Source organism: Vibrio mytili (genome assembly GCF_049563345.1).
Classification (GTDB): domain Bacteria; phylum Pseudomonadota; class Gammaproteobacteria; order Enterobacterales; family Vibrionaceae; genus Vibrio; species Vibrio mytili.
Genome location: NZ_CP110481.1, coordinates 1164637 through 1183331 on the forward strand (window position 1 = coordinate 1164637; position 18695 = coordinate 1183331).

The 18695-nt window shown below is 44.1% G+C and carries 20 protein-coding genes; 11 read left to right on the forward strand and 9 right to left on the reverse strand.

Annotation, left to right across the window (positions count from 1 at the left end; translation table 11 throughout):
* Nucleotides 1-41: 41 nt before the first annotated feature.
* From hisB to hisIE, 5 genes are read left to right on the forward strand one after another with little or no spacing between them, the layout of a single operon-like run.
* On the forward strand, nt 42-1115 hold the full coding sequence (gene hisB, locus ONE56_RS05430; protein ID WP_041156595.1) for a bifunctional histidinol-phosphatase/imidazoleglycerol-phosphate dehydratase HisB: 1074 nt from the start codon (nt 42-44) through the stop codon (nt 1113-1115).
* Between the two features lie 34 nt (nt 1116-1149).
* Nucleotides 1150-1764 (forward strand): imidazole glycerol phosphate synthase subunit HisH, encoded by a 615-nt coding sequence (gene hisH / locus ONE56_RS05435; RefSeq protein ID WP_423840363.1) that lies wholly within the window; start codon nt 1150-1152, stop codon nt 1762-1764.
* A gap of 13 nt (nt 1765-1777) precedes the next feature.
* The gene (gene hisA / locus ONE56_RS05440) at nt 1778-2515 is read left to right on the forward strand and encodes a 1-(5-phosphoribosyl)-5-[(5-phosphoribosylamino)methylideneamino]imidazole-4-carboxamide isomerase (protein WP_041156594.1); all 738 of its coding nucleotides are present in this window, start codon (nt 1778-1780) and stop codon (nt 2513-2515) included.
* Entirely contained in the window at nt 2497-3270 is a 774-nt protein-coding gene (gene hisF, locus ONE56_RS05445) for an imidazole glycerol phosphate synthase subunit HisF (RefSeq protein WP_331438002.1), read from the forward strand. Before hisA ends, hisF begins: the two co-directional genes overlap by 19 nt.
* The gene (hisIE, locus tag ONE56_RS05450; protein ID WP_423840364.1) at nt 3267-3902 is read left to right on the forward strand and encodes a bifunctional phosphoribosyl-AMP cyclohydrolase/phosphoribosyl-ATP diphosphatase HisIE; all 636 of its coding nucleotides are present in this window, start codon (nt 3267-3269) and stop codon (nt 3900-3902) included. Before hisF ends, hisIE begins: the two co-directional genes overlap by 4 nt.
* 126 nt (nt 3903-4028) lie before the next feature.
* On the opposite strand, the gene ONE56_RS05455 is transcribed toward hisIE, so the two are convergent.
* The 4 genes from ONE56_RS05455 to ONE56_RS05470 all read right to left on the reverse strand — a co-directional run bounded on the left by ONE56_RS05455 (nt 4029) and on the right by ONE56_RS05470 (nt 7200).
* Nucleotides 4029-4535, reverse strand: a complete 507-nt coding sequence (locus ONE56_RS05455) for a YchJ family protein (RefSeq protein ID WP_423840492.1) — start codon at nt 4533-4535, stop codon at nt 4029-4031.
* 56 nt (nt 4536-4591) lie between these two features.
* The gene (locus tag ONE56_RS05460) at nt 4592-5809 is read right to left on the reverse strand and encodes an EAL and HDOD domain-containing protein (protein WP_331438000.1); all 1218 of its coding nucleotides are present in this window, start codon (nt 5807-5809) and stop codon (nt 4592-4594) included.
* 107 nt (nt 5810-5916) lie between these two features.
* Entirely contained in the window at nt 5917-6645 is a 729-nt protein-coding gene (lpxH, locus tag ONE56_RS05465; protein WP_041156591.1) for a UDP-2,3-diacylglucosamine diphosphatase, read from the reverse strand.
* A 60-nt stretch (nt 6646-6705) separates the two neighbouring features.
* The gene (locus ONE56_RS05470) at nt 6706-7200 is read right to left on the reverse strand and encodes a peptidylprolyl isomerase (RefSeq protein ID WP_041156590.1); all 495 of its coding nucleotides are present in this window, start codon (nt 7198-7200) and stop codon (nt 6706-6708) included.
* Nucleotides 7201-7435: 235 nt separating this feature from the next.
* On the opposite strand from ONE56_RS05470, the gene cysS reads away from it, so the two are divergent.
* A complete protein-coding gene (gene cysS / locus ONE56_RS05475) occupies nt 7436-8818 on the forward strand; it encodes a cysteine--tRNA ligase (protein ID WP_331437998.1) in 1383 nt (460 codons plus the stop codon).
* Between the two features lie 87 nt (nt 8819-8905).
* Nucleotides 8906-9484: a thymidine kinase gene (locus tag ONE56_RS05480; protein WP_041156589.1), complete on the forward strand. Its 579-nt coding sequence runs from the start codon at nt 8906-8908 to the stop codon at nt 9482-9484.
* Nucleotides 9485-9578: 94 nt separating this feature from the next.
* On the opposite strand, the gene ONE56_RS05485 is transcribed toward ONE56_RS05480, so the two are convergent.
* The 3 genes from ONE56_RS05485 to ONE56_RS05495 all read right to left on the reverse strand — a co-directional run bounded on the left by ONE56_RS05485 (nt 9579) and on the right by ONE56_RS05495 (nt 11455).
* Complete coding sequence (locus ONE56_RS05485) at nt 9579-10217, reverse strand: YdcF family protein (RefSeq protein ID WP_423840365.1); 639 nt, start codon at nt 10215-10217, stop codon at nt 9579-9581.
* Nucleotides 10218-10230: 13 nt separating this feature from the next.
* Nucleotides 10231-11058: an NAD-dependent epimerase/dehydratase family protein gene (locus ONE56_RS05490; protein ID WP_041156587.1), complete on the reverse strand. Its 828-nt coding sequence runs from the start codon at nt 11056-11058 to the stop codon at nt 10231-10233.
* A gap of 163 nt (nt 11059-11221) precedes the next feature.
* Nucleotides 11222-11455, reverse strand: coding sequence for a TIGR02647 family protein (locus ONE56_RS05495; RefSeq protein ID WP_041156586.1), 234 nt, complete (start codon nt 11453-11455; stop codon nt 11222-11224).
* Between the two features lie 319 nt (nt 11456-11774).
* Between ONE56_RS05495 and focA the strand changes: the two genes are divergently transcribed.
* Nucleotides 11775-12635, forward strand: coding sequence for a formate transporter FocA (gene focA / locus ONE56_RS05500; protein ID WP_331437995.1), 861 nt, complete (start codon nt 11775-11777; stop codon nt 12633-12635).
* 206 nt (nt 12636-12841) lie between these two features.
* Here focA and ONE56_RS05505 read toward each other — a convergent pair whose 3' ends face one another.
* Together ONE56_RS05505 and ONE56_RS05510 are read right to left on the reverse strand one after the other, a co-directional pair.
* A complete protein-coding gene (locus tag ONE56_RS05505; RefSeq protein WP_423840366.1) occupies nt 12842-12979 on the reverse strand; it encodes a hypothetical protein in 138 nt (45 codons plus the stop codon).
* Between the two features lie 247 nt (nt 12980-13226).
* Entirely contained in the window at nt 13227-14030 is an 804-nt protein-coding gene (locus ONE56_RS05510; RefSeq protein WP_041156585.1) for an ABC transporter permease, read from the reverse strand.
* 518 nt (nt 14031-14548) lie between these two features.
* Here ONE56_RS05510 and torE point away from each other — a divergent pair.
* The 3 genes from torE to torA are packed head-to-tail and all read left to right on the forward strand — an operon-like array spanning nt 14549 to nt 18450.
* Nucleotides 14549-14728: a trimethylamine N-oxide reductase system protein TorE gene (torE, locus tag ONE56_RS05515; protein WP_331437994.1), complete on the forward strand. Its 180-nt coding sequence runs from the start codon at nt 14549-14551 to the stop codon at nt 14726-14728.
* 49 nt (nt 14729-14777) lie between these two features.
* Nucleotides 14778-15962 (forward strand): pentaheme c-type cytochrome TorC, encoded by a 1185-nt coding sequence (gene torC / locus ONE56_RS05520; RefSeq protein ID WP_423840367.1) that lies wholly within the window; start codon nt 14778-14780, stop codon nt 15960-15962.
* A gap of 25 nt (nt 15963-15987) precedes the next feature.
* Nucleotides 15988-18450: a trimethylamine-N-oxide reductase TorA gene (gene torA / locus ONE56_RS05525; protein ID WP_423840368.1), complete on the forward strand. Its 2463-nt coding sequence runs from the start codon at nt 15988-15990 to the stop codon at nt 18448-18450.
* The last annotated feature ends 245 nt before the right edge of the window (nt 18451-18695 follow it).

Consider the following 18695-nt stretch of genomic DNA (forward strand, 5'->3'; position numbering starts at 1 on the left):
TGATGTGAGGGTTTTACAAGATTAGCAATAAGGATGTTCTAGTGAGCAAACAACAAAAAATCCTTTTCATTGACCGTGATGGCACACTGATTGTTGAGCCGCCGATCGATTTTCAAGTTGACCGTTTAGATAAACTAAAACTAGAGCCGTATGTGATTCCAAGCCTGCTCGCGTTACAGGATGCCGGATACCGACTCGTTATGGTCACGAACCAAGACGGTCTTGGTACGGACAGTTATCCGCAGGAAGACTTCGATGCACCACACAACATGATGATGGAGATTTTCGAATCTCAAGGCGTCAAGTTTGATGATGTTTTGATTTGTCCTCACTTTGAAGAAGATAATTGTTCTTGCCGCAAGCCAAAACTTGGCATGGTAAAAGACTATCTTCAGGGTGGAAAAGTCGACTTCCAAAACTCTGTAGTGATTGGCGATAGAGCAACGGATCTTCAGCTTGCTGAAAATATGGCCATTCGTGGTATTCAGTACAATCCAGAGACAATGGGTTGGAAAAAAATCTTGAAAGACCTCACGGTCAAAGCCCGCGTCGCAGAAGTGGTTCGTACGACTAAAGAAACCGATATCAAGGTTACGGTTAATCTTGACGAGCAAGGTGGAAACGATATCTCGACAGGAATGGGCTTTTTTGACCATATGCTCGATCAGATTGCAACGCACGGTGGTTTTCAAATGGTATGTAAGGTGAAAGGGGATCTTCACATCGATGATCACCACACCGTTGAAGATACCGCACTGGCCTTGGGTCAAGCACTAAAAGAAGCGCTGGGCGACAAACGAGGCATCGGCCGATTTGGTTTTAGCTTACCAATGGATGAATGTCTTGCTCAGTGCGCATTAGACTTATCAGGCCGTCCTTACCTTAAATTCGAGGCAGATTTCGGTCGAGAACAAGTTGGTGACCTGTCTACGGAAATGGTCGTTCATTTCTTCCGTTCTTTAACTGACACGCTTGCTTGTACGCTGCACCTTTCTTCGGCTGGTGATAACGACCATCACATCATTGAAAGTCTGTTTAAAGCGTTCGGTCGTACTTTACGCCAAGCAATCAAAGTTGAAGGCAACGAGCTGCCAAGCAGTAAAGGCGTTCTTTAATCCGCACTAAAGGTTTTGACAGGAGATGAATACAGTGACAGATCAAAAAGTTGTCATTATCGATACAGGTTGTGCCAACGTTTCTTCGGTGAGATTTGCGATTGAACGTCTTGGCTACGATGTTGCCGTTTCAAAGGATCCACAAGTGGTGTTATCAGCAGACAAGCTTTTCTTACCGGGTGTAGGAACAGCAAGTGAAGCGATGAAGAACCTTGAAGAACGTGACCTTATCACTTTGGTTAAGCAGGTTGAAAAGCCATTGCTCGGCATTTGTCTTGGTATGCAGTTGCTAGGTAAAGTGTCGCAAGAAAAAGGACAGAAAGCGGATGAACTAGTCGAATGCTTGGGCTTGTGTGATGGTGAAGTTAAACTCCTCCAAACGGGCGACTTACCACTGCCTCACATGGGATGGAATACGGTTTCAGCCACACCTGGGCACCCGCTTTTCAAAGGCATTGAAGAAGGTGAGTACTTCTACTTCGTGCACAGTTTTGCCATGCCTGTTGGCGACTACACTATTGCAGAATGTGACTATGGTAACCCGTTCACAGCGGCAGTTCAGAGTGGTAACTATTATGGTGTGCAATTCCATCCAGAGCGTTCTTCAAAAGCGGGCGCGAAGCTTATTCAAAACTTCTTAGAATTATAAAAAGGAATTGAGTGTGATTATTCCAGCTCTAGATTTAATTGAAGGACAGGTGGTACGCCTTTATCAAGGTGATTACGGCCAAGTTACCGAATACAAAGTAGACCCAGCAGAACAATTCAATTTGTATCATCAAGCGGGGGCGGATTGGCTACACCTAGTGGATTTAACGGGTGCGAAAGACACTTCTGCACGTCAACTTGACCTAATTGCCAAGCTGTTAGCAAGTACGCCAGCCAACATACAAATCGGTGGTGGTGTACGAAGTGAGCAAGATGTGATTGACTTGCTTGAAGCGGGCGCACAACGTGTTGTTGTAGGTTCGACGGCGGTCAAACAGCCGGAGTTAGTGAAAGGTTGGATGGAAAAGTACGGCGCGGAGAAAATCGTACTTGCTTTGGACATCAACATCGACGCGGATGGTGTGCGTAAAGTTGCGATATCTGGCTGGCAAGAAGATTCAGGTGTCACCATTGAAGCATTGATCAACGACTATCTGACGGTGGGGCTGAAGCATGTTCTTTGTACTGATATTTCACGTGACGGTACGCTAGAAGGTTCAAATGTTGAGCTGTACGTGGATCTTTGTAAGCAATACCCACAAGTTCAATTCCAGTCTTCCGGTGGCATAGGCTCATTGGCTGACATCGAAGCGTTAAAAGGCAGCGGAGTTTCGGGCGTCATTGTTGGTCGTGCACTCCTAGACGGTAAGTTCACAGCAGAGGAGGCATTTGCATGTTGGCAAAGCGAATAATCCCATGTCTTGACGTACGCGATGGTCAAGTAGTGAAGGGCGTTCAGTTCCGTAACCACGAGATCATCGGCGACATCGTTCCTCTTGCTCAGCGCTATGCAGAAGAAGGCGCAGACGAACTCGTATTTTATGACATTACCGCATCCAGTGACGGCCGCGTTGTCGATAAAAGTTGGGTTAAGCGCGTTGCAGAAGTGATTGATATTCCTTTCTGTGTTGCTGGTGGCATTAAGTCAGCGGAAGATGCCGCTCGAATTTTAGAGTTCGGCGCAGATAAAGTGTCGATAAACTCGCCAGCACTGGCAAACCCACAGCTTATTACCGATTTGGCGGATAAATTTGGCGTGCAGTGCATCGTTGTGGGTATTGATTCATACTACGACAAAGACACTGGCAAATATCAGGTTTATCAGTTTACGGGTGACGAAGAACGCACAAAAGCGACGCAGTGGGAAACTCGAGACTGGGTTCAGGAAGTACAAAAACGTGGCGCTGGCGAAATTGTGTTAAACATGATGAACCAAGATGGCGTTCGCAATGGCTACGATCTCGATCAGTTAAACATGGTACGTGAAGTGTGCAAGGTACCGTTGATCGCATCAGGCGGTGCGGGCGCAATGGAACACTTTGCAGACGCTTACCAAAAAGCGAATGTCGATGGTGCACTGGCGGCGTCGGTATTCCATAAACAAGTCATTAATATTGGCGAGTTGAAAAAATATTTAAAACAACAAGGTGTAGAGGTACGAGTATGAGTTTTGCAGCCACCGAAGTAAGTTCGTTACAGCAGCGAATCAACTGGGATAAGGTGGGTGGTTTAGTACCTGCTATTGTGCAAGATTTCCAGTCTAGTCAAGTGCTGATGATGGGCTACATGAACCAAGACGCGCTAGAAAAAACCGGTGAAACTGGTCAAGTGACGTTTTTCTCTCGAACCAAAGAGCGTCTTTGGACCAAGGGGGAGACGTCAGGGAATGTTCTGCAGTTGGTCAATATGGCGTTGGATTGTGACAATGATACCTTGCTAGTTAAAGTAAACCCAATTGGCCCAACGTGTCACACTGGAACGACAACGTGTTGGGACGGTGATGCACAAGAAGAGTCTCAAATGGTGTGGCTTCATCAACTTGAGCAGTTACTGGCTGCCCGCAAGAGTGCCGACCCAGACTCTTCCTACACTGCCAGCCTATATGCCCGTGGCACCAAACGTATTTCGCAAAAAGTGGGCGAAGAAGGCGTTGAAGTCGCGCTTGCGGCGACGTCGGGTGATAAGGCGGAACTAGTGTGTGAATCTGCAGATTTGATTTACCACTTGTTGGTTTTACTACAAGATCAAGGCTTGTCGATGAACGATGTTGTTAACAAGCTGAAAGAGCGTCACAAGTAGAAAACAAGGTCCTAGGGGAGTTCGCTGAAACTTCTGTGTTTAACGGCAAACTCCCCACTTGTGGAATACTTGGAAGGTCCTAGGTAAAGAAAGGTCCTAGGACCTAGGACCTAGAACCTTTCTTTCTCACCCACAACATTTCTTAAACTTCTTACCACTCCCGCAAATACATGGATCATTACGACCCACTTTTAGCGAACTTACAGGTTGACTCAGGCGAGGATCCTGATCTGGTTCTTGTTCTGGCGGGAAGATGCCGTCAATGTAGTACCAAAGCCCGTTTTCTTTTATGAATCGTGAACGCTCACTGAGGCAATAGCGGTGACCATCTTCGTTAAAGTAGGCACTGAATTCTACAAATCCTTCGTTCTCATCGCTACCGAGCTGAACGTCAATAACGTCTAGTTGACACCAATCGCTATCAATCGATTGCGCTATCCCTTCGCGTTGCTCTTCTGCATGGCAACTAGGATGATAAGTCGCGACAACATAATCGGTCAGACCCAAAACATGAGCACTGTAGCGCGAACGCATTAGCTGCTCTGGCGTCGTCACATCTGCGTGGTTTTTGTGTGCAATTTCACAACATTGCTGATAACTACGGTTTGAACCGCAAGGACAAGAAGAGGCCATCATAGGGATCTCATGTGGTTGAGGCCTCACTTGATTATCCATCGTGAGGCTTGTGGTTATTCAGGAGGTTGAGAGAGGAGCTCTTGTGTCCAAGCAGTGGACTGATTGACTGCATCAACCAATTGTTCTTCTTTTAACTTGAGTGCAGTGCAATACTTTTCGGTTAACTCCCAATCTGCGTGTTCATAAGCAATCGTCATAGATAGCACATGCCCAAGCACGCCCTTTCTGTCGATTAATGCGCGCTTAATGTCTTCATCTACTGGAATGTCTTTCACCACGTCGGAGAGCGGTTGGTCGAGTAATGAACCCAGTAGCGAAAACATACCGGTCAGAAATGCCTGCCCGGGATCGTAACTTGTTTTCATTTGAGTAAGCAGTAGCTCACATATCCGTGCTCGTTGTATAGCTAGCGCATAGAGAGAGTCAGGCTTGTCTTCTTGGACGGACGCGATTGCGACCAATGAAATGAATCGGCGCAAGCGGTCCTCACCCAGATAAACGAGTGCTTGTTTGAACGACTTTATCTTAGTTGACAGTGAATAGCCGGAGTTGACGTAAGTCAGCAACTTATATGACAAAGTTACATCGATGGAAAACAATCGCTCAACTTCATCAAAATCGATGGTTGTATCTGCAATGGCTTTACATAGCTGAATAACGGTCAGAAACGAAGGCTTTAAACTCTTTTTCTGGATCATCTCAGGCTTACTGAAGAAGTAGCCTTGAAAGTAATGAAACCCTGCTTCGTGTGCTTGCTTGAATTCATCGTATGTTTCTACTTTTTCAGCAAGAAATTCAATATTTAACTTACTCAAGCTTTGAATGTAAATCGCGGCTTTGCCAATTTGCAGTGAACGAATGTCAAATTTGATGATGGAAACGTAAGGGAGAAACTTTTTCCACTCAGGTGCTGGTACGAAATCATCGAGCGCGATGCGGTAGCCACAAGCGTGTAGGTGCTTAATGGCCTCAAGCAGCTCTTCTGTTGGCTGACAATCTTCGAGCACTTCGATAACCAGTAATTCTTTAGGAAAAAGCGTTGGGACAAGATTCACTAAACTTTGATAAGGGAAGTTAACGAATCCGAGTTTGTTTCCTAACGTATCATAATGGGTCGACAAAAAATGCTCAGAAAGCAGCCTACTGGTCGCCAGTTCAGGTTCTACTTCGGGGAAGGTATTTTTAGGTCCGTCTCTAAAAAGCAATTCATAACCGACGGTTCGCTTTTCTCTATCCAATATTGGTTGGCGCGCTACGTAAGAATACTTCAATTGGTACATCGTTCCATTTAAATTGGTGATTTGATGATAACGAATTTCTATAAAATTTCTATGTCATCAATCAGAATCTTCTACTCTACCGACATCTTTTACGAAAATTATGATGTAAAAGGTCGATTTTGTAGCTCAAACCCGTCTCTAGTCACTTTTAATACTGAGCCTTGTTCATACCAGTCGCCTAATACAATGCGCGTCTTTTTACTGCCGTTGACTTCAAAAAAGTGTGTATTGGGACGATGGGTATGACCATGAATCATCACATCGACCCCATGTTGTAGCATAACGCGTGATACCTCAGTTGGGTTCACGTCCATAATATCCATGGTTTTAGTACTTTTATCTGCTCGAATATCGGATTGGACTTTAGCAACAATTCTTTTCTTTATAAACCACGGAATATGATTAAACAGCCATTGTAGCCACGGCAGATGAACGGTTTTACGAAATTTTTGGTAATTCACATCATCAATGCAGAGCGTATCACCATGTAGGATGACGGCTTTAGTGCCATAGAGATCAACCGTACACACATCATCCAGGAGCGTTACGCCAGTTTGTTGGCAAAAACGTTTACCTAATAGAAAGTCTCGATTTCCCTGAATAAAATACACCGGTACATCAAGTTGCGTGAGTCGTTTGAACTCTGCTCGAACAAGGTCGGCAAAGGGCGTTTTATCGTTATCCCCAACCCAAAACTCAAACAGGTCACCTAGAACATAGAGTGCATCAGCAGTGATAGCTTCGGTGCGCATAAAGGTCACGAAACATTGCGTAATGTCCGGACGTGACGGTGTAAGGTGGAGATCTGAAATAAATAGTGTCGTCATATAAATAAGGGGAGGCGGAGCCTCCCCATCAACTTATTTGTTGGGAATAATTAGGATGAATTACTCTTCGATTGTTGTGCCTGTGATGACTACGTCTTCTAGCGGTACATCTTGGTGCATGCCGTATGAACCAGTGCTAACGCCTTTAATTTGGTTAACCACGTCCATGCCGTCAACAACTTCAGCAAATACACAGTAACCCCAGCCATCTAGACTTTCGCTACGGAAATCTAGGAAAGTATTGTTATTTACGTTGATGAAAAACTGAGAGCTCGCTGAATGCGGTTCCATTGTACGAGCCATAGCAAGTGTGCCGACTTTGTTGCTTAAGCCGTTGTTTGCTTCGTTCTTGATAGGGGCACGTGTTGCTTTTTCACGTAAACCAGATTCCATACCGCCACCTTGCACCATGAAACCGTCAATAACACGGTGGAAAAGCGTGTTGTCATAAAAGCCATCGCGGCAGTACTGTAGGAAGTTTGCGCTTGTTTCTGGCGCTTTTTCTTCGTTTAGTTGAATCTTGATGTCACCAAAATTAGTGTGAAGGGTGATCATGCTACTTTCCTTTACTGTGTTGTGTTGAGCCAGAGATTCTAGCTCAAGTTGCAGTACGTGCAAAACGCATCAGGAATAAAATTAGACTTTTATCCCCGATCATCTCGAACTGACTTGGGTATATGCTTGAAGTTTAGTCGATTATCGTTTTATCGGTGATTTTCTATATACCTAGCAAGGTTGGAATTGGTATACTCAACGTTCTTGTATTCATTCACAATCGTAGATAGAGATCATGTTAAAGATATATAACACACTCACAAGACAGAAAGAGGAATTCAAACCCATTACAGCCGGTAAAGTGGGCATGTATGTCTGTGGAGTTACCATCTACGATCTCTGTCATATCGGTCACGGACGCACGTTTGTTTCTTTTGATGTTGTCTCACGTTACCTACGTTACTTAGGTTACGATCTTACATTTGTACGTAATATCACAGATATTGATGATAAAATCATCAAACGAGCAGCTGAGAATGGTGAGTCTTGTGATTCTCTAACCGAGCGACTGATTGGTGAAATGCACGCCGACTTTGATGCACTTAATATGAAGCGTCCAGATATAGAACCCCGTGCAACCCAATTTATTCCTGAAATTATCGAACTCGTTCAAAAGCTAATTCAACGTGGTTTCGCTTACGTTGCGGATAATGGCGACGTGATGTTTGAAGTCGGTAAATTTAGCGAATATGGCAAGTTGTCTAAACAGGATTTAGACCAGCTACAAGCCGGTGCGCGCGTAGATATCGAAACTGCGAAACGCAGCCCGCTAGACTTTGTGCTTTGGAAAATGTCTAAACCAGGTGAACCAACATGGGAGTCACCGTGGGGCCCTGGTCGTCCGGGGTGGCATATTGAATGTTCGGCAATGAATTCGTCTATTCTCGGTGATCATTTTGATATCCACGGTGGTGGCTCTGATCTTCAGTTCCCACACCACGAAAACGAGATTGCTCAGTCATGCTGTGCACATGATACTCAGTATGTGAACACTTGGATGCACAGTGGTATGGTGATGGTGGACAGAGAAAAAATGTCTAAATCGCTGGGTAACTTTTTTACCATTCGTGATGTACTTGGTCATTACGACGCAGAGACAGTTCGTTACTTCCTAATGTCTGGCCATTATCGTAGCCAGCTCAACTACAGTGAAGATAACTTGAACCAAGCGCGTGCTTCGCTTGAACGTTTATACACATCGCTTCGTGGTCTGGATCTCAAAGCGGCTCCTGCTGGTGGTGAGGAATATGTTTCTCGTTTCACCAATGCCATGAACGATGATTTTAATACCCCTGAAGCTTACTCAGTCCTGTTTGACATGGCTCGTGAAGTCAACCGCCTTAAAACTGAAAACATAGAAAAGGCGAGTGAGCTGGGTGCGCTAATGCGTGAACTTGCTGACGTGATCGGCATTTTGCATCAAAACCCAGAAACGTTCTTAAAAGGCGATGCTGGTAATGATGACGAAGTGGCGGAAATTGAAGCGCTGATCAAGTTGCGTAACGACTCTCGTGCATCAAAAGATTGGGCAAATGCCGACATGGCGCGTGACAAATTGACTGAAATGGGCATTGTGCTTGAAGACGGTCCTGATGGCACGACGTGGCGTCGTAAGTAATTGAATTTTCTTTTTAAAGGGCTGATACTTCAGCCCTTTTATTTTCCATTCCCATAAATTAAACACTTTAACTTCAGGTAATGCACTGTGGCTCAGATGTATTTCTATTACTCGGCGATGAATGCGGGTAAATCAACGACTCTTCTTCAGTCTTCTTTCAACTATCAAGAACGTGGTATGACTCCCGTCATATTTACTGCCGCGCTTGATGACCGCTTTGGGGTAGGTAAAGTTAGCTCACGTATTGGCTTGCAGTCGGACGCCCATTTGTTTCGTGAAGACACCAATCTTCAGCAAGAAATAGCAGCATTAAATGACGCTCAAAAACTTCACTGTATTCTAGTTGATGAATGCCAGTTCTTAACTAAAGAACAAGTATACCAATTGACTGAAGTTGTCGATAAATTGCATATTCCAGTGTTGTGCTATGGACTTCGTACTGATTTTCTTGGAGAGCTATTTGAGGGTAGTAAGTATTTATTGTCTTGGGCAGATAAGTTGGTTGAATTAAAAACAATTTGTCACTGTGGCCGTAAAGCAAACATGGTTATCCGCACCGATGAAAATGGCGTTGCGATTAACGAAGGCGACCAAGTGGCGATTGGCGGTAACGATAAATATGTTTCTGTTTGTCGTCAGCACTACAAAGAAGCTATGGGCAAATAATCTGTCGTGTGCGTTACGCATTATAAAAAACCACCAGTCTTGGTGGTTTTTTATTGCCTGAAGCTGAATTGGTTGCGTTTAATCAAACGTATACTTACGAAGATCCAAACCCAAATTGTTGATGCAGTGTTTGATAAGCAGCCTCGACCTCTTCTGGAATGGGTTGAAAGGTTTGAAATCCTTTATCTGGATAGGTTTTGATGCGTACATAGTCTTCCATTAACGCTTCTAACACCATCATTAGTGGCATTTCCTCATTGAAATACTCAAAGAACGGGTGAGCCGTTGAGCTGACTTGTACCTGACGGTATGGTAATTGCCATTGCTTTTCAAATGTCGCGATCGCCCGACGTTCCATAAACGGCTTTTGGACTAAAATGAACGAGTCGCAGTGTATGTTTTTCTCTTTCAGTAGCTGTTCAGTAAAACGTACATTCTCGCCACTGTTTGTCGATTGCGTTTCCATTAGTATTGCATCGACAGGAACGCCGCATGCGTGCGCGATATCCGCAAATGTTTCAGCTTCACTGTTATCAAACAAACCCTCGGTGAATCGGCCTTCACCACCTGAGAAGATGACTAAAGGGGCCAAACCTTGCAGGTACAGTTTAGCGGAATGTTCAGCGACACGTTCGTCGTTGCTGCACATTACCAGCAAGCAGTCGGCGGGTTGAAGTCGATGCTGTAGCTGCATGTACTTCCACAGCGTCTCGATGTGTTGGTAAATTTTCATAGTGGTTTAAAGCTCAAAGTGCATCCAATGTCGAATTAAAGTGAAATTGATACCCAAGCGAGGTCAGCTTATCAGCCAAGATGTGCTTGTCAGCAATATCGTTTATGGGGGGAAGCGGAATATCGTCACCACTTTTATTGATCGCAGCTTGATAAAACTCAGCCTTGCTAACGGTGTGTGGCGCTGTGACATTGACGATTTGATTATCCAGTTTTTGCAAAGCAAATGTAACGGCACCGATTGCATCGTCTAGATGCAGCATATTGGCTGGGGCATTTTGGCTCACTTGCTTCAATCTTGTCGCGAAGCGAGCTGGGTGGCGATTCGGGCCAATCAAACCACTACAACGCAGAATCACAAAATTCACACCTGAATCGATGACATGTTGTTCTGCTTCGAGCATGATCCGGGCATTATCAGAAAAATCGCTGCTATTGAGGGCTAAGTTAAGTGAAGCCATGTTTTCAGTCATTGGTAATGGCAGAGTCGGGTAGACGGTTGTTGAGCTGATCATAAGCAGTTTTTTAACGTTACTCTGCTTAGCTACGGACGCGAGTGTCTTCCACTGCTGTGCATACTCTTGGCCTCCACCCTTACGAAACCCCGGTGGAAACGTACCAAGAATAGAATCAATTTGGTGTTGCTGAATCAAGTCGCTAAGTTGCTGAGCGGCGTTCGCCTGATTCAGGTCGAGTAGGGCTGCGTGAGTTAACTCTGAGGGCAGTTCATCTAGCCTCTCTTGCGTGCGTCGGGTGACGACAACTGAACATCCGTCATTTTCTAACGACTGAGCCAATGGTGCTCCAAGCCAACCTGCACCAACAATCAATGTATTTGCCATTTGAGATTTCCCTTTTAGGTTTATTGGTGTCATTACCATGTAAGCGTTGACGAAAAAATGTGTATTACCTTTTATCACCGAGAGTATAAGTTTCTGGAGTACAAATCAAAAAGCCACCAATAAAGGTGGCATTGATTGTTGAGGGAAAAATAATCGAAGAATCTTATTGAGTCAGAACTCGTAGTACTTTTTCTGCATGCTCTGCGACTTCAATGCCTTCATCGGTTAAGTAACCACCATCGGGCAGTGTGCAAAGTTGCTTCTCATAAAGACGTGTCACTGCTAACTGAGCCTCTTCTGATGCATCTTTATGAACTTTGATGCCCGTGGCTGCGCTACTTAAATCAAATTGCAGAAGAAGGTTCAACTCGGCGAGGTGTTCAGCTGAAAATTTCATAAATTATTCCTTTGTGCTTTTTTATCCAAGCTAGACTTAAAACAAGCGTTGGGCAACACGTAAGCGTGAGAAGTGTTAACTATATTCCTATCAGGCTGATATAAAGCGGGATTTTTATCCGAATGTCGGTATTATTGTTAAATATCAATGACAGCTTAATGGTTAGGTAGTAGAGAGGTTCTTGATTTTGGATCTCATTTGCAATACTTTGGGATCTCATTTTCAATACTTTTAGTGAACACGTTAAATACACCTTGAAAAACAATCAGAATGGAGCGATTATCCCGCCTCCCTAATTGTTTCTAAATGTAACGTAGCAATGGACTTTAATCAGTTTGACTCATTATTGCCACCTCAGGCTGCAGAGCGTGCTGCTCAAGCCGGTGTGGGTAAAGCAACAAAAGCACCAATAAAATCTTTCTTGTTGGCTATTTCTGCCGGCTTGCATATTGGTATTGCTTTTATTTTCTATACCACTGTAACGACAGGCGCTCAGGATCTTCCTTGGGGCTTGACTCATTTGATGGGCGGGCTTGCGTTCAGCTTAGGCTTAATTTTGGTCGTAGTCACAGGGGGCGAGCTTTTCACTAGTTCGGTATTGACTCTGGTTGCGCGAGCAAGCGGCAAAATCAGTTGGAAGGCACTGTTTAAAAACTGGCTCGTCGTGTATTTCGGCAACATGACTGGGGCGATTATGCTGGTAGGCTGTATGCTGGTAGCCAAGCAATATATGTTTGATGGTGGTCAGGTTGGTTTAAATGCGATGGCCATTTCCCAGCACAAAATGCACCATGGTTTTTTCCAGGCAGTTGCTTTGGGTCTAATGTGTAACGTTCTGGTGTGTATCGCTGTTTGGATGACGTTCAGTGGGCGAACATTGACGGATAAGATTATGGTGATGATTTTACCTGTTGCCATGTTTGTCTCTGCAGGTTTTGAGCACTGCGTTGCAAACATGTTCCAAGTGCCGATGGCAATTGGTATTAAATATTTTGCGCCAGAATCATTTTGGCAGATGACAGGTGCAAATATTGCGGATTATGCTGACTTAAACATTATTGATTTCATAATGAATAATCTTATTCCTGTGACGATAGGTAATATTATTGGTGGCGGTGTTTTCGTTGGTATGTGGTATTGGATGATATTCTTACGCGACGAAAACAAGCATCTAAAATAATCGATAGTGGCGATTAAGAACATAGATAATCAGAAAGGCGAGCAAATGCTCGCCTTTTTAGTATCGGTTGCTTGAATATATGAGTGCTGTTCCGTTTTTGGACTAGCGATTTTATGCCGGTTTTTGAGCACTTTAATATCTTATTTATCAGCCCAGTCTTTTGTTAACTCGTTATTATTTCCCTGTGCCACTATTTACATACAGCGCTAAATTAACTCTTCATTGATTCCATAATCTTTTGGAATCCACTGTGAAGTCATTTCTTGAGGTTCTTGTACGAGCCAATCTACTTGTTTTTCAGATAGAAATTTATCGCTACTACCAGTAATCATTAATACATCCATGACGAGCACTCCATTACTCCATTACGCAGATTACTTTAGAATTAGAATATGACAGGTTATTGATCAAAATATGACCATCTCATTTCAAGGCTAAGGTGACTCATTATCGCGATTGGGTTTATGGTTGCGTATCCACTTTGGCTGCTTATCCACATTTTCTGTGGATAACCTGTACCAAAGGCCGTGGGTATCTATAACAGCCTAAAAAGTTTATAAAATGATACAGTTACAGCTAGACACTGTGTGGTTACTTTTTCGAGTTTTTTCGGACAATTTTTATTTTAATACGGCCTTCCTTGGTTTGAACGCATTTCAATGTCATTTCTAACGTGATAACCACAGAAATGCTGAGCATGACGAAAATCGCCAACATGATCACCAATTGGTATTTAATGGCTACCATTGGACTGGCTCCGCCCAGAATTTGTCCTGTCATCATGCCAGGAAGTGTCACAAGGCCAGTGGTCGTCATCGAGGCAAGAGTAGGGGCTAGCGACTTTCTCAGCGCTTCTTGGACAAAAGGAAGTGCGGCATACTTCGGTGCCGCACCTAGTGAAATAGCGGCTTCATACTCAGATTTTCGTTCTTCGAATGCGGTAAATAGATTTTGCAACGCGATAATATTACTGCTCAAACTGTTTCCCAGTAACATACCAGCAAGTGGAATCATGTATTGGGCGTTATAAAGAGGTGCCGGGCGGACCAACCCTACTATCATTGCGATAAGAAGTGGAAACAGACCACAAATTAAACCACTTAAAAGAGGTAGCATTAATGGTTGACGGGGTAAATGAGCTTTACTGGCGATGGTGCTTGCACCAACGACGAGCATAATCGTTAACCAAAGTATGTTGATCAGTAAGCTATTGAGCTGAAAAAGGTATTCTAAGTATACGCCAATGAGTATCAACTGGATGACCATACGAATTACACTGACAGCGGTATCTCTAGCAATGCCCAACTTGTAGCGAATGTTCATTGCAAAAGGTATGACTAAAACTGAGCTGAACATCACGAGCTTAAACCAACTTATATCAACCACACTGTCCATCATTACTCCTTTTTATCTTTCCTGGGTTGGTACCCTGTACTTTGCCTTTTTTTGCGTATATTAACGTACATTTTGACATGACTTGCTAGAAAAATGGTCGTTATATTTATATACCCAAACGAAGTCGTGAGGCAGGATTCAGAGCGTCTTGCGCACATTGATTTGCTAATGTTCCTTTATCATTCTTGTTACATTTTTCGAAATCTAACCGTTGTTAAGCGGAATATTTCTGATATCGAATAGCAAGCAAATGTTATTTTTGTTTATTTGTTGTTGGTCATTTAACAAGTTTGTAATTCGATTATTTTTTCACATCTGTTCATGTTTTTTCATAAAAAAATGCAATTAAACACATCTCCGGATGAGCTCAAAAAAGTTCGAAATTACTGGGTTTAGCAGGGTTTATTTCATTGTATTGAACTCATAATGTCGCTTAACATTTTCCATTATAGATTGTAAAAAACGGAGCCTGAATAAACAGGCTGTGAAATAGCACTGGATACAAAATAGGTAAATGTATGAGTGATGTTAATAAAATAGAAGGGAATGAAAAACGCTCTTTAGAGTGGAAGTCATTTTTTTTCATTACGGTTGTTCTCTTTCCAATTTTAAGTGTCGGGTTTGTAGGCGGTTACGGATTCATCGTTTGGATGTTGCAAGTATTTTTCTTTGGTCCTCCTGGTGGGCACGGCATGTGAGCCTTTGAGGTTCTAACCACATTTTGAAAAGATTTTAAGAGAGCAAATAATGAAATCATTAATCATGAAACTGTGGCGTACGATGACACGCCCAGCCGTGCATATCAGCTTAGGTGTGCTGACTATGGGTGGCTTTATCGCTGGCGTTATCTTCTGGGGCGGCTTCAACACGGCATTGGAAGCGACCAACACAGAAGAGTTCTGTATCAGCTGCCACACGATGCGAGACAACGTGTATGTGGAACTGCAAGAGACCGTTCACTGGAAAAACCACTCTGGCGTACGCGCTACCTGTCCAGACTGTCACGTCCCTCATAACTGGACAGATAAAATCGCGCGAAAAATGCAAGCGTCGAAAGAAGTGTTTGCACAAGTCTTTGGCAACTATGACGAGCCAGGTGTTTTTGAAGCGCGACGTATAGAGCTCGCGAAACATGAGTGGGACCGTTTTTCTGCCAATAAATCGTTAGAGTGTAAAAACTGCCACAACTATGACTCGATGGACTTTGAGCAAATGTCACCAACGGCTCGTATTCAAATGAAACAAGCCGCTGAAAAAGATCAAAGCTGTGTCGACTGCCATAAGGGGATTGCTCACCACCTTCCTGAAGGTATGGACAGTGTTGGCGGAATTGTTGGTGATCTAGAACAAATGACGTCAGATACAGATTATGCGGTTGAACAACAGTTAGTCAGTATACGTCACTTACCTATTTATTTTGATGATCAAGGCGCGAAAGAGGCGGGTCTTCTAAACCCTGCATCATCCGTCAAAGTGCTCGACGAAAAAGGCGACTTTATCGAAATTGAAATTGATGGATGGCGTAAAGCGAAAGGTTTTGGTCGTGTTATTCAAGAAGAATTTGGTAAAAACATTGCCACGGCATCTCTACTTAAAGAAGCTTCTTCGGATAGCAACATTGTGACGACAGGCGAACGACGTGTTGATGAGTTGACGGGTCTGCCATGGGAAGAGGTGGCAGCGAAAGTTTGGATTAAGAAAGAATCGATGCTGAATGACATCAATCCTGTTTGGGAAAAATCTCGCGAAGCGTATAAGAAAAACTGTTCTGTATGTCATACCCAACCAGCAGAAGAGCATTTTGATGCGAACACTTGGCCAGGAATGTTCGACGGCATGATGGCGTTCGTAAACCTAGATACGGACAGTGAAGCGCTGATCTTGAAATATCTACAGAAGCACTCTTCAGATTATGCTGAAGGTCACCACTAATAAGCGTCGGATTGGAGTAATTTAAATGGCTATTACGCGAAGAAGTTTTCTTAAAGGTGTCGCAACCACAAGCGCAGCGTCAGTTATCGGTCCGAGCTTATTGGCGTCAGCTTCGGCAAATGCGGTTGAATCAACAGGAACTTGGAAAGTAACTGGCTCTCACTGGGGAGCGTTTCGTGCCCACATCTATGCGGGTAAAGTTCAAGAGATCAAACCGTTAGAGCTCGATAAAAACCCAACAGACATGCTGAACGGGATTAAGGGTATTATCTACAGTCCATCACGTGTTCGTTACCCTATGGTTCGCTTGGATTGGCTGAAAAAGCACAAGTACAGTGCTGATACACGCGGCAACAACCGTTTTGTTCGTGTGACATGGGACGAAGCGCTCGACTTGTTCTATCGTGAACTCGAACGTGTGCAAAAAGAGTATGGGCCATGGGCACTGCATGCGGGTCAAACTGGCTGGAACCAAACGGGTGCTTTTAACAACTGTACCGCACATATGCAACGTGCCGTAGGCATGCATGGTAACTTCATCACTAAAGTAGGAGACTACTCGACGGGCGCTGGTCAAACTATCATGCCTTACGTTCTGGGGTCGACAGAGGTTTATGCTCAGGGTACGTCTTGGTCAGAAATCTTAGAAAACTCAGACAATATTGTTTTGTGGGCCAATGACCCAGTGAAAAACCTACAAGTGGGCTGGAACTGCGAAACACATGAATCATTCAAATATTTGGAGCAGCTCAAAGAAAAAATAGCGAAAGGCGAGATCAACGTTCTATCTGTTGATCCTGTGAAAAACAAGACACAACGCTATTTAGAAAATGACCATCTGTACATTAACCCTCTGACCGACGTTGCTTTCATGCTGGCTGTCGCTCACGTGCTCTACAACGAGGACTTGTACGATAAGAAATTCATCGAAACTTACTGTCTTGGCTTCGAAGAATTTATTCAATACGTACAAGGTAAAACAAAAGATAAAGTTGAGAGAACACCGGAATGGGCTGCGCCAATTTGTGGTGTAAAAGCAGAACAGATCCGCGAATTTGCTCGTATGTTGGTTAACGGACGTACCCAGATTCTAATGGGTTGGTGTATTCAACGCCAAGAGCACGGTGAGCAACCATACTGGGCTGCTGCGGTTGTTGCTGCCATGGTGGGTCAGATTGGTTTACCTGGCGGTGGTATTTCTTATGGCCACCACTACTCAAGTATTGGTGTTCCATCGACAGGCTTTGCTGGCCCTGGCGGTTTCCCTCGCAACTTAGATCAAGGTATGAAGCCAAAGTGGGACAATAACGATTTTAATGGTTACAGCCGTACTATACCGGTTGCGCGTTGGATTGATGCGCTTTTAGAACCAGGCAAAGAGATCAATTACAACGGTGGTAAAGTGACACTGCCAGATTTCAAAATGATGGTGATATCAGGCTGTAACCCTTGGCATCACCACCAAGACCGTAACCGTATGAAAAAAGCATTCAAGAAGCTGCAAACCGTGGTGACAATTGAATTTGCTTGGACGGCAACCTGTCGTTTCTCGGATATCGTGCTACCTGCCTGTACTCAGTGGGAGCGTAACGACATTGACGTGTACGGTTCATACTCAAGCCGTGGGCTGGTGGCTATGCATCGTTTGGTAGACCCTCTATTCCAATCGAAGCCTGACTTCCAGATTATGAGTGAATTGACGCAACGTTTTGGTCGTCGTGAAGAATACACTCGTGGTATGAGTGAAATGGAATGGATCGAGAGCCTATATAACGAGTGTAAAAAGTCCAATGAAGGCAAATTCGAGATGCCGGAATTCAACGAGTTTTGGGAAAAGAGTGTGCTGGACTTTGGCGAGGGTAAACCTTGGGTTCGTCATGCCGATTTCCGTAAAGACCCGGAGATAAATCCACTTGGAACACCTTCAGGTTTTATTGAGATTACTTCGCGTAAGATCGGTCGTTACGGTTATGAGCACTGTCAAGAGCACCCAATGTGGTTCGAAAAATCAGAACGCTCACATGGTGGCCCGGGATCAGATAAATTCCCATTCTGGTTACAGTCCTGTCACCCGGACAAGCGTCTACACTCTCAAATGTGTGAATCAGAAGAGTTTCGAGCGACGTACTCAGTACAAGGTCGTGAGCCCGTTTATATCAACCCAATTGATGCAAAAGCCAAAGGCATTAAAGACGGGGACTTGGTACGCGTATTCAATGGCCGTGGTCAGCTACTAGCTGGTGCTGTTCTCACTGATAGCTACCCACGTGGCGTTATTCGTATCGAAGAAGGTGCATGGTACGGTCCTCTAAACGAGAAAGAGGGCGCAATCTGTACCTATGGTGACCCTAATACGCTCACGCAAGACATCGGTTCTTCTGAGCTTGCACAGGCGACTTCTGCAAACACATGTATCGTAGACTTCGAGAAGTTCACCGGCAAAGTACCGCCAGTGACTTCATTCGGTGGGCCAATCGAAGTTGCTTAAGTAACGCAATTTATATAAATCGAAATACCAGCCTTCGGGCTGGTATTTTTTAAGGGGAGCAAAGCTAGGCTCTAACGAAAGACTCATTAATCGGATGACAAAGAAGGTAATTAAGAAATACGTCGCTGAGCGTATCGCTAGGATTCATTAGTGCTAGTAAAGCGTACTTTTCTTCGTGTCAAACACTCTCAAATCAGGTAAAGTATCGGCCTTTGTGAGCAAACACGCCCTAATTAACTGTATTA